Genomic DNA, 10,678 nt, shown 5'->3' with positions numbered 1-10,678 from the left:
TATATCGCCTATAGTATTTCCCGCATGAAATACTTATTGAATTTCTTATAACGGTATTCAGCCGGGCTGCGACAGCCGGTCGCGGGTGGCAATCAGGTCATCAGGTCGCATCGCCTGCCCGCTTGCGGCGGTTTCGTTCGTGTCGATCGCGCCCGGCGGATACGTGCCTGTCTCCTGTCGATCGCCGAGCCTCGTTCGGTTCGCAACGATGCTGCCCCGGCGCCGGCGAATGCGCAAGACTTTCGTGGGCGTGGTTGACGACTGGTGGCCGACGCGGCACGTGGGTCCGCCGGGCGATCCGGGCAACCCGCGCCGCCCGTTTTTCATGGTAATGTCGTGCGCATCCGGCCTGGCCGGGCTTCCGCCACGTGCCGTGCGGGTGCCGCCAGCCATCGCGATATCGAGCGACATCGTGTCGAGGTCAAAAACCATGGCAGTCAGGGCATCTCTCCTGCACTCCGTTCTCGCCACTCCCCCCTCCGGCAATCACCGTGTGACGGCCGCGCTGCGCCCGTCGATGCTCGTTACCCTGTTCGAGGACGTCCGGCCGATGGCGCTCTCCGGGCTCGCGAGCGGCTTCGTCGCGGCCGTCGCGCTGATCCGGCTGCAGCAGCTCTGGTGCCTCGCGTGGCTGATCGTCGACGTCGGCCTGCTCATCGCCCGGCTCTCGATCGTGCGTGCGTACACGGTTCAGCGCGACGGCGGCGACGACCGCGCCGAATACTGGGCGATGCGCTATGCGCCCGTGTCGCTCGTCGCGTGCTTCGTGCTCGGCCTCGGCGTGATGGGCTGCGTGCAGGCCGTCGACGTCGAGCTCGGCACGCTGTCGGTGATGGTCGCGGGCGGCGTGTTCGGCGGGATCGCGTCGCGCAATTCGGCGCTGCCCCGGCTCGCGATGACGCAGGTCACGGTCGGCGTGCTGCCGATCGGCATCGGCGCGTTGCTGGCCCAGCGACCGGGGGCGTGGCTGCTGCTGCCGCCGCTCGCGATCTACCTCGTCGCGATGCGCACCGTCGTCCAGCGTCACTATCGCGTGCTCGTCGCGCTGATTGCCGCGCGCCAGCGCAACGCCGAACTCGTCGCGCGCTTCGACGCCGCGCTCACCTACATGCCGCACGGCCTGTGCATGATCGACGGCGAGCGCCGCGTGATCGTCGCGAACCGGCGCACCGCGCAACTGTTCGGCTCGCCGCGCCAGATCATGCTCGATACGCCGCTGCCCGACGTCGTCGCGGCGCTCGGCGCGAACGACGCGATCGATCCCGGCGGCGCCCGTCTCGCCGCGCAGTGCGAGATCTGGCTGGCCTGCGACGAACCCGCACCGCTCGACCTGGCGCTCGCCGACGGCCGCCAGCTCGAACTGACGCGCCATCTCGTGCCGGACGGCAACGCGGTGATCATCGTCGAGGACGTCACCGCGCGCCGCCAGACCGAACAGCACATCCGGCATCTCGCGCGGCACGATGCGCTGACGGGTTTGCCGAACCGCCACGAACTGCATGCGGAACTCAAGCGGATGCTCGCGAGCCGGCCACGCACGCCGGAGTCCGGGCTCGCCGTGATGTATCTCGACCTCGACGGCTTCAAGGCGATCAACGACCGGTTCGGCCACCAGGCCGGCGACGACGTGCTGACGCAGGTTGCCGAGCGACTCGGCAAGACGCTGCCGCCCGGCGAGCTGGCCGCGCGCATCGGCGGCGACGAATTCGTCGTCGCGATCGACGACGCGACGATGCATGCGTGCTCGCTCCTCGCCGCGCGCATCATCCGGCAGATCTCGGCGCCGTATACGCTGTCGATCGGCGAGACCGTGATCCTGGGGATCAGCATCGGCATCGCACTCGACGACGGGCATGGCTCCCCCGACGAACTGATCCGGCAGGCCGACAGCGCGCTGTACGACGCGAAATCGGCCGGCAAGGGCATCTACCGCTTCTATTCGAGCGGCAGCAGCCGGGTCACGCCGGCCACCGCGAGCTGACCCGGCTGCGCAGCCCTCTTTCTCCCGCGTCAACGCCTCCCGACGAATCAATTCCGAAACGCTTTGCGTGACCACACGTGGCGTCGCGCGCGCGCGTGTCACGTGACGTGTTCCGTAACATCGGCGCCCACGGCCCGTCACGTTGGCTGCAGAAGCCTGCACGATCGATGCAGTGCGGGGCTTTTCGAACCTGGCACTCTTATTGCTCCCTGTCAGGGAAACAGGTGGTCAGGGAGACCCAACATGAATACCGTCGAAGTCCTCAGCCGCAGCGAAACCATCGACGAACTGGATGTGATCGACGGCGCATCGCTGATCCGCCGGCTCGTTTCCGAACGCCGCATGCCGGCCGCACGCGAAGCCCGATGCGTCGACAATCCGCCGCTGACGCTGTACGGCGCGTTTCGCCAGGGCGTCGCCGATCACGCCGCGCGCCGCGCGAATCCGTATCGTGCCGGCAGCCGTTTCTGGGCACTGTGGGAAGAAGGACGTCTCGAAGCTGAAACATCGGGCCGGTGAGCCGGCCTGGCACGCCGGCCCCGTCGTGACAAGGGCCGGCGCGAAACGCCGGGCCCGAATGAGGCCGGCAGGCGTTCACCGCTGCAACATCGCATCAGGTTCCGCGCATCGGCTGTGCAACTCGCCCTGATGCCTCCATGCGCTTGCCGGCTGATGGCGTTCGGCGTCGCTCGCGCCCGGCGCGGCGCGCGGCGGTCGTTTCCCGATAAGATGGCGGATTCCGTTCATCGAACGATGCCGCCATGACCGCCTCCTCCTCCTCACACCGCAATCCCATCCACTGCGAAATCGATCTCGACGCACAAGGCAAGCACGCGGGCTACCTGCGGCTGCCGCATTCCGTACACCGCTCGGCGTATGGCTGGCTGCCGATCCCGATCGCGTCGATTCGCAACGGCGACGGCCCGGTCGCGCTCGTGATGGCCGGCAACCACGGCGACGAGTACGAAGGCCAGATCATCGTGTCGCAACTGATGCGCGAGATCGAGCCCGGGATGGTCAGCGGGCAGCTGATCCTGCTGCCGATGGCGAATTTCCCGGCGGCGGACGCGGGCCTGCGCGTATCGCCGCTCGACCAGGGCAACCTGAACCGCAGCTTCCCCGGCGATCCGGCCGGCACGCCGACGCAGATGATCGCCCACTACATCGAGCATGTCCTGCTGGCGCGCTCGCAGTATCTGGTCGACCTGCACTCGGGCGGCAGCTCGCTGCTGTACCAGGGCGGCAACATGCTCGCGATCGACCCGCTCGACGCCGACGAAGCCGCGAAGCTCAACGGGCTGCTGGTCGCGTTCGGGTTGCAGAACGCGCTGCTGCACGCGCCGAATCCCGTGCACTCGGCCTCGGCCGCGCGCCGCCAGGGCGCGATCTCGATCGTGACCGAACTCGGCGGTGCCGGCATGGCCGACCCGTCGCTGATCCGGCTCGGTCGCCACGGGCTGCTGCACTACCTCGGTTACATCGGCCTGCTGCACGGCGCGCTCGTGCCCGACGCGCCGCCCACCGTCACGCGCTTCATGCGTGTCGACGGCGATCGCCACTTCGTCTACGCGTACGAGCGCGGGCTGTACGAGCCGCTCGTCGAACTCGGCGACCAGGTGAAGGCCGGGCAGCCGGCCGCATGGGTGCACTTCCCCGATACGCCGCTGCGCGAGCCGGTGCTGCACCGCTTCAAGGGCGACGGCGAAGTGGTGTGCAAGCGCGTGCCCGCGCAGGTGCAGCGCGGCGATTGCCTGTTCCAGCTCGCGGAGTTGTCGGTCCCGCCGAGCATCGGCCAGACGGCCTAAAACCGGATCCATCTCTTTTCCATGCGGTCTGCCAGTCATGGCGGACGGCATGCGCTCGCCATTAACCAACTTGACAAATTAACTTACTTGGTTATGATCACCAATGGAAAAGAGAAGGCCTCATTGCAAGCTGTCCCTCGTCAAGGCGCTGGTCGAATCCGGCCAGGTCCGGTTGACCGCGAGCGCGGTACTCGGCGCGCGGCAACTCGGTTTCACGGAACGGGAGGCGCTCGATGTCGTGATGTCGCTGACCGACCTCGACTTCCACAAGAGCATGACGACGTACGCCGACCACACGATCTGGCAGGACGTCTACCGGCCGTTGACGGTGCGCGGCGACGTGTACCTGAAACTGACGGTGATCGACGATGTGCTGATCGTGTCTTTCAAGGAGCGATGAAAATGAAATGTCCTGCATGCGGTGCCGCGAAGCTCGTCCGCGACACGCGCGACATCCCTTATACCTACAAGGGCCGGTCGACCGTCGTCCGCGCCATCACCGGCGAGTTCTGCCCGGCCTGCGGGGAATCGGTACTGGATCTCGACGAAGCGACCCGTCTCGGCGAAGCGATCAGCGAGTTCAACAAGCAGGTGAACGCCACCATCGTCGACCCGAATTACATCGCGAAGGTACGCAAGAAGCTGAGGCTCGACCAGCGCGAGGCGGCCGAGCTTTTCGGCGGCGGCGTCAACGCGTTCTCCCGTTACGAAACAGGCAAGACGAATCCGCCGCTTGCCCTCGTGAAACTGCTGAAGATCCTCGATCGTCACCCCGATCTGCTCGCCGAAGTCCGGGCGGCATAGGCGCTCGCATGTCGGCATCGCGCACGCGCGTGCATCGGCTTCGATGCATGCGCATGCACCGTGTCGTCGCCACCTCACTCCCGCTGCGAGCCTTCTGACGTCCGCCGCGAAATCCTTATCGAAATTGCTTCGTTCGCCTTTGCCGGCCGCGCCGCTAACGTGTTCAAAACGGCGGCGGCCCGCCACCTGCATCCCGGCAGGACACGCACTGGCCGCCGCCATCACGACAACCGCGTCGCGATAACGGAACAGACCGGACGGGCCGCGTGCCCGCACCCCGCCAGGAACGTCCGCATCGCGCGCCCTTCGCGATGCCCATGGCCACGACCGACCGCATCATCGACACGACGCCGCTCGACGTCCGCGCGCAACCGCTGATCGACGCACTGATCGACGAGTATTCGACCCGTTACAACGCGTATCGCCCCGACAGCCGCGCGTCCGCACGCGAGGAGCTCGCGCGCTACCCGGCCGAACTGTTCGCGCCGCCCGAAGGCGCGTTCGTGCTGCTGCTGCGCGACGGCGAGACGATCGGCGGCGGCGCGTTCAAGCGCTACGACGCGCAGACCGCCGAGCTCAAACGCATCTGGACCCGCGCGGACCTGCGCCGTCAGGGCCTCGCACGCATCATCGTGGAGGCACTCGAACTGCGCGCCGTGCAACAAAACTATCGCCGCATCTACCTGACTACCGGTTTTCGCCAGCCCGAAGCATGGGCGCTGTACGACCGCACCGGCTATACGCGGCTGTTCGATTCGTCGATCGCCCCCGAGGTGCATTACCACCTGCGGTTCGGCAAGGATCTCGCCGATCCGTCGCGCACGTCGACGCTGGCCGACCTGTGGGCGCCCGCGCCCGAACCGGCACTGCCGCGCTGACCGCCGCCGCGCCCCCGCCTTCCTCCGATTACCGCTTGCCATCACAGGACGCTTTCATGCAACGAGCCGTACCGTTTTCTTCCCGTGCCGCGCGCACGCTGGCCACCGCGTTGATTGGCCTGACCGCGTTCGCCGCAGCCGCGGCCGCCGCCACGTTCGACTTGAGTCCCGAACAGCGCGGGCGCCCGCGCGGCGTGGCCGATGCGGCAGTCGAGCGCGCGGTGCCCGCGTCGTTCAAGTTCGCCGAACCCGGCACGCTGACGATCGGCATCGCGCCGAGCCTGCCGCCGATCAGTTCGTATGCAACCGATGCTCGCACGGTGATCGGCTTCGACGCCGACGTCGGCCAGCTCGTGTCCGACAGCCTCGGCCGCAAGCTGAAGATCGTCGCGCTCGCATGGGCCGACTGGCCGCTCGCGCTCGAATCCGGAAAAGTCGACGCGGTGATCTCGAACGTCACCGTCACCGAGGAACGCAAGCAGAAGTTCGATTTCTCGACCTACCGCAAGGACCAGGTCGGCTTCTACGTGCGCAACGACAGCAAGATCCAGGCGATCCGCGAGCCGAAGGACGTCGCGGGGCTGCGTGTCGTGACCGATGCCGGCACCAACCAGGAAAAGATCCTGCTCGCGTGGGACCGCGAGAACGTCGCGCACGGACTGAAACCCGTGCAGATCCAGTACTACGACGACCAGGCGATGCGCATCGTCGCCGTGCAGTCGGGCCGTGCCGATGCCGTGTTCAGCGTGAACTCGGTGCTCGCGTACCAGAGCGCGCAGCAAGGCAAAACGCGGCTCGTCGGCGCAATCAGCGGCGGCTGGCCGCGCACGGCCGACATCGCGATCGCGACGCGCCGCGGCAGCGGGCTCGCCGATCCGTTGACCGTCGCGCTGAACGGGTTGATCAGGAACGGCCGCTACCAGCAGGTGCTCGACCGCTGGAACCTCGCGTCCGAAGCGATCGACCAGTCGCGCACGAATCCGCCCGGGCTGCCGAAGAGCTGAGCGCCACGCCCGCCCTTCGTCCCGTCCCGTCACGCTTACTTCACGCTCAAGCAGGAACGCCGCCCACCATGTCTTATTCGCTTTCGTTGCTGGACAAGAGTCCGATCGCCGACGGCGCGAACGCCGCCGACGCGCTGCGCTTCACGACGACGCTCGCGCAGCGCGCCGAACAGCTCGGCTACGAGCGCTTCTGGGTCGCCGAGCATCATGGCACGCAGGCCTTCGCGAGCTCCGCGCCGGAGATCGTCGTCGCGCACCTGCTCGCGCACACGTCGCGCATCCGCGTCGGCTCGGGCGGCGTGATGCTGCAGCACTACAGCCCGTTCAAGGTCGCCGAGACGTTCAAGGTACTGGCTGCGCTCGCGCCGGGCCGCGTCGACCTCGGCGTCGGCAAGGCGCCCGGCGGGTTGCCGCTGACCACGCGCGCGCTGCAGTGGTTCCACGACAAGGCGCGCAAGCCGGACTTCGCGGGCCAGCTCGCGGAACTCGACGCGTTTCTCGGCTGGGGCGTCGCAGAGGATCACCCGCTCGCCGGCGCGGTCGCGCTGCCCGTGCCGCCGCAGGCGCCCGAACGCATCCTGCTCGGCGGCTCGCCGGACAGCGGCACGCTCGCCGCGCGCAACGGCTGGCGCTTCTGCTACGCGGGGCATTTCAACGGCGACGACGCGAACATCGAACGCTCGCTCGACGCGTACCGCAGCGCGGGCGGCACACGGCCGCTGGTCGCGCTGTACGCGGTGGCCGCGCCGACGCGCGACGAGGCCGAGCAGCTGATCGGGCCGCTGAAGATCTTCAAGCTGCAACTCGCGGGCGGCCAGAGCTTCAACCTCCCCAGTGCGCAGGCGGCCGCCGAATTCGCGCGGCAGAGCGGCGCGTCCGACTACCGCATCGACGAGCTGCGCCCGACGGTGCTGGCCGATACCCCCGATCGCGTGCACCACGCACTCGATGCGCTGAGCCGGCGGCTCGACGTCGACGCGTTCGTGATCGATTCGCCGGTGACCGACTACGCGGCGCGGCTCGCATCGGCCGAATGGCTCGGCGGCGCGCTGTCGGCCACGCCGTTGCAGGCGGCCCTCGCGGCCGACCGCTCCCTTTCCCCTGACCAGAACGCGTGACGCTCCCATGACGACCCGACGATCGATCCCTTTCGGCCTGATGCTGCAAGGCGCAGGCAGCCACATGAACGCATGGCGGCACCCGAGCAACCCGCCGGACGCGAGCATCAACCTCGATTTCGCGATCGGCATCGCCCGCAAGGCGGAAGCCGCCGGCATCGCCTTCGCGTTCGTCGCGGACGGCCTCTACATCAACGAGAAGTCGATCCCGCACTTCCTGAACCGCTTCGAGCCGCTGACCGTGCTGTCGGCGCTCGCGGTCGCGACGAAGAAGATCGGGCTCGCGGGCACGATCTCGACGTCGTACAGCGAGCCGTTCACGGTCGCCCGCCAGCTGGCGTCGCTCGATGCGATCAGCGGCGGGCGCGCGGGCTGGAACGTCGTGACGACGCCGCTCGAGGGCACCGCGAAGAACTTCGGCAAGGCGCATCCCGATCATGAGTTGCGCTACGAGATCGCCGACGAATACCTCGACGTCGTGCAGGGCCTGTGGGACAGCTGGGACGACGACGCATTCGTGCGCGACCGCGCGACCGGCCGCTTCTTCGATCGCGACAAGCTCCACACGCTCGATCACCACGGCCGCTTCTTCCAGGTCGCGGGCCCGCTGAACATCCAGCGGTCCCCGCAGGGGCAGCCGGTGATCTTCCAGGCCGGCTCCTCCGACACCGGCATCGGGCTCGCCGGAAAGTACGCGGATGCCGTGTTCACGCATTCGCCGTCGCTCGACGAGACGGCCGCGTTCACGCGGCGCGTCAAGCAGAGCGCGATCGAGCACGGCCGGCAAGGCAGCGACGTGAAGGTCTTCCCCGGCATCGGGCCGATCGTCGGCCGCACCGCCGCCGAGGCCGAGGACAAGTACCAGGCGATCCGCGACCTGCTGACGATCGACGAGGCGCTCGCCTATCTGGGCCGCTATTTCGATCACCACGATTTCACGCAGTACGCGCTCGACGCACCGTTCCCGGAGCTCGGCGAGCTCGGCCGCAACAGCTTCCGCTCGACCACCGACCGGATCAAGGCCGACGCGAAGCAGAAAGGCCTGTCGCTGCGCGAGACGGCGCTCGCGGTCGCCACCCCGCGCCCGAACTTCATCGGCACGGCCGAGCATGTCGCCGACGAGCTGATCCGCTGGCACGACGCGGGCGCCGGCGATGGCTTCATCCTCGGCTTCGCGGTGCAGGCGCAAGGCGTCGACGATTTCGTCGAACTCGTGATCCCGGCGCTCGAGGCGCGCGGCCGCTACAGCCGCGACCTGCCCGGCGCGACGCTGCGCGACCACCTCGGCCTGCCGCGCAAGGCAAGCCGTCACGCGGTGCGTGACGCGTCGCCCGAAACGGCGGCCGAAACGCACGCCTGACACCCGCCGCCGCGCCGCCCGTGCGCGTGCGCGGCGCGTCCGCCCGACCGATTCGAGGATTTCCACCGACATGAGCGACACGACCCACCTCGGCGGCGCGCTGCCGCCGCTCTCTTCCCCCGGCGCGCGCGAGGCCGGCACGCGTTTCCGGATCGTGCCCGCGCGTCACCGGTCGCGCACGGCCGGCACCGTGCTCGCCGTCGCGCTGATCGCGATCGTCCTGCATTCGATACTCGGCAACCCGCAATGGGGCTGGCCGGTGTTCGCCGAATGGTTCCTGTCGCCGCCGGTGCTGTCGGGGCTCGCGCGCACGCTGGTGCTGACGCTGCTCGGCGCGGTGTTCGGCTTCGTGCTCGGCGCGTTCGTCGCGCTGGCCCGGCTGTCGCGCTCGCGGCTGCTGTCGGCGAGCGCGTGGGCCTTCGTGTGGCTGTTCCGCTCGATTCCGCTGATCGTGCTGCTGCTGATCCTGAACAACCTCGGCTACCTGTACGAGCATGTGCGGCTCGGCGTGCCGTTCACCAGCATCGTATGGTTCGACACGCCGACCACCGACCTGATCAGCCCGTTCCTCGCGGCCGTGCTCGGCCTCACGCTGAACCACGCGGCGTTTTCCGCGGAAGTGATTCGCGGCGGCATTCTCGCGGTCGACCAGGGGCAGCTCGAAGCGGCGGCCGCGCTCGGCCTGCCGCGCGGCCGCCAGACCACGCGGATCGTACTGCCGCAGGCGATGCGCGCGATCCTGCCGACCGCGTTCAACGACCTGATCTCGCTCGCGAAAGGCACGTCGATGGTCTACGTGCTCGCGATGCCGGAGCTGTTCTACACGGTGCAGGTGATCTATCGCCGCAATCTCGAGGTGATTCCGCTGCTGATGGTCGCGACCGTCTGGTACCTGATCATCCTGACCGTGCTGTCGGCGATCCAGGTGCAGGTCGAGCGCCACTATGCGCGCGGCGCGCTGCGCAACCCGCCGCCATCCGTCGTCACGTTCGCGCTCGCGCGCCTCGGCGTGCTGTGGCGGCGTGTCAGGTCCCGCCGCGATGATTCGCTCGTGCGCGTCGAAGGCGATGCCGATACGGCGGCCGTCGCGCCACGCGCCGGCGGCGAAGTGGCCGTGCATGGCGTATCGAAACAGTTCGGCATGCAGCGTGTGCTCGACAACGTCTCGTTCGTCGCGCCGCGCGGCAGCGTGACCGTGATCGTCGGGCCGTCGGGCTCGGGCAAGTCGACGCTGCTGCGCACGATCAACCATCTCGAACGCGTCGACGACGGCTTCATCGACATCGACGGCGAACTGATCGGCTATCGCCGCGACGGCGACGTGCTCTACGAGTTGAAGGAGCGCGACGTGCTGACGCGGCGCACCGCCGTCGGGATGGTGTTCCAGAACTTCAACCTGTTCCCGCACCTGACCGTGCTCGAGAACCTGATCGAGGCACCGGTCGCCGTCGGCGGCGTCACGCGCGACGCCGCCGAGCGCATCGCCCGCACGTTGCTCGCTCGCGTCGGTCTCGCGGACAAGGCCGATGCGTATCCGCGCCAGCTCTCCGGCGGCCAGCAGCAGCGCGTCGCGATCGCGCGGGCACTCGCGTTGCGCCCGAAGGTGCTGCTGTTCGACGAACCGACTTCCGCGCTCGACCCGGAACTCGTGAACGAGGTGCTCGACGTGATCAAGGAACTCGCGCGCTCGGGCACGACGCTCGTCATCGTCACGCACGAGATCGGCTT

At 68.3% G+C, this 10,678-nt stretch carries 11 protein-coding genes; 10 read left to right on the top strand and 1 reads right to left on the bottom strand.

From position 1 onward, the window contains the following. Positions 1 to 57 precede the first annotated feature (57 nt). The gene (locus L810_RS47060) at positions 58 to 432 is read right to left on the bottom strand and encodes a hypothetical protein (protein ID WP_155836168.1); all 375 of its coding nucleotides are present in this window, start codon (positions 430 to 432) and stop codon (positions 58 to 60) included. On the opposite strand from L810_RS47060, the gene L810_RS12735 reads away from it, so the two are divergent. The 10 genes from L810_RS12735 to L810_RS45080 all read left to right on the top strand — a co-directional run. Then, positions 431 to 1,981 carry a sensor domain-containing diguanylate cyclase gene (locus tag L810_RS12735; RefSeq protein ID WP_042974285.1) on the top strand — a complete coding sequence of 517 codons (1,551 nt, stop codon included), beginning with the start codon at positions 431 to 433 and terminating at the stop codon, positions 1,979 to 1,981. The genes L810_RS47060 and L810_RS12735 overlap by 2 nt on opposite strands. Before the next feature lie 243 nt (positions 1,982 to 2,224). Further along, positions 2,225 to 2,500, top strand: coding sequence for a hypothetical protein (locus tag L810_RS12730; RefSeq protein ID WP_021158762.1), 276 nt, complete (start codon positions 2,225 to 2,227; stop codon positions 2,498 to 2,500). A 242-nt stretch (positions 2,501 to 2,742) separates the two neighbouring features. Continuing rightward, positions 2,743 to 3,786: a succinylglutamate desuccinylase/aspartoacylase family protein gene (locus tag L810_RS12725; RefSeq protein WP_021158760.1), complete on the top strand. Its 1,044-nt coding sequence runs from the start codon at positions 2,743 to 2,745 to the stop codon at positions 3,784 to 3,786. A gap of 103 nt (positions 3,787 to 3,889) precedes the next feature. Beyond that, a complete protein-coding gene (locus tag L810_RS12720) occupies positions 3,890 to 4,186 on the top strand; it encodes a type II toxin-antitoxin system MqsR family toxin (RefSeq protein WP_021158759.1) in 297 nt (98 codons plus the stop codon). A gap of 2 nt (positions 4,187 to 4,188) precedes the next feature. Continuing rightward, positions 4,189 to 4,590 carry a type II toxin-antitoxin system MqsA family antitoxin gene (locus L810_RS12715; RefSeq protein WP_042974280.1) on the top strand — a complete coding sequence of 134 codons (402 nt, stop codon included), beginning with the start codon at positions 4,189 to 4,191 and terminating at the stop codon, positions 4,588 to 4,590. Between the two features lie 317 nt (positions 4,591 to 4,907). After that, positions 4,908 to 5,468, top strand: a complete 561-nt coding sequence (locus tag L810_RS12710; protein WP_021158757.1) for a GNAT family N-acetyltransferase — start codon at positions 4,908 to 4,910, stop codon at positions 5,466 to 5,468. Between the two features lie 56 nt (positions 5,469 to 5,524). Continuing rightward, complete coding sequence (locus L810_RS12705) at positions 5,525 to 6,472, top strand: ABC transporter substrate-binding protein (protein ID WP_021158756.1); 948 nt, start codon at positions 5,525 to 5,527, stop codon at positions 6,470 to 6,472. A gap of 68 nt (positions 6,473 to 6,540) precedes the next feature. Continuing rightward, a complete protein-coding gene (locus L810_RS12700) occupies positions 6,541 to 7,590 on the top strand; it encodes an LLM class flavin-dependent oxidoreductase (protein ID WP_021158755.1) in 1,050 nt (349 codons plus the stop codon). Between the two features lie 7 nt (positions 7,591 to 7,597). Then, positions 7,598 to 8,950, top strand: coding sequence for an LLM class flavin-dependent oxidoreductase (locus L810_RS12695; RefSeq protein ID WP_021158754.1), 1,353 nt, complete (start codon positions 7,598 to 7,600; stop codon positions 8,948 to 8,950). 70 nt (positions 8,951 to 9,020) lie between these two features. Next, positions 9,021 to 10,678 (top strand): amino acid ABC transporter permease/ATP-binding protein (locus L810_RS45080; RefSeq protein ID WP_081712837.1); only part of this gene is annotated, 1,658 nt, incomplete at its 3' end.

This window comes from Burkholderia sp. AU4i (assembly GCF_000466765.1).
Classification (GTDB): Bacteria; Pseudomonadota; Gammaproteobacteria; order Burkholderiales; family Burkholderiaceae; genus Burkholderia; species Burkholderia cepacia.
Note: the sequence above shows the minus strand (reverse complement) of the source record. Positions and strands in the feature narration are given on the sequence as shown.

Excerpts from the sequence above, each read along its gene's own strand:
- L810_RS47060 (WP_155836168.1), bottom strand. The coding sequence starts at position 432 with ATGGTTTTTGACCTCGACACGATGTCGCTCGATATCGCGATGGCTGGC.
- L810_RS12720 (WP_021158759.1), top strand. The coding sequence starts at position 3,890 with ATGGAAAAGAGAAGGCCTCATTGCAAGCTGTCCCTCGTCAAGGCGCTG.
- L810_RS12735 (WP_042974285.1), top strand. The coding sequence starts at position 431 with ATGGCAGTCAGGGCATCTCTCCTGCACTCCGTTCTCGCCACTCCCCCC.
- L810_RS12730 (WP_021158762.1), top strand. The coding sequence starts at position 2,225 with ATGAATACCGTCGAAGTCCTCAGCCGCAGCGAAACCATCGACGAACTG.
- L810_RS12705 (WP_021158756.1), top strand. The coding sequence starts at position 5,525 with ATGCAACGAGCCGTACCGTTTTCTTCCCGTGCCGCGCGCACGCTGGCC.
- L810_RS12710 (WP_021158757.1), top strand. The coding sequence starts at position 4,908 with ATGGCCACGACCGACCGCATCATCGACACGACGCCGCTCGACGTCCGC.
- L810_RS12715 (WP_042974280.1), top strand. The coding sequence starts at position 4,189 with ATGAAATGTCCTGCATGCGGTGCCGCGAAGCTCGTCCGCGACACGCGC.
- L810_RS12700 (WP_021158755.1), top strand. The coding sequence starts at position 6,541 with ATGTCTTATTCGCTTTCGTTGCTGGACAAGAGTCCGATCGCCGACGGC.
- L810_RS12725 (WP_021158760.1), top strand. The coding sequence starts at position 2,743 with ATGACCGCCTCCTCCTCCTCACACCGCAATCCCATCCACTGCGAAATC.
- L810_RS12695 (WP_021158754.1), top strand. The coding sequence starts at position 7,598 with ATGACGACCCGACGATCGATCCCTTTCGGCCTGATGCTGCAAGGCGCA.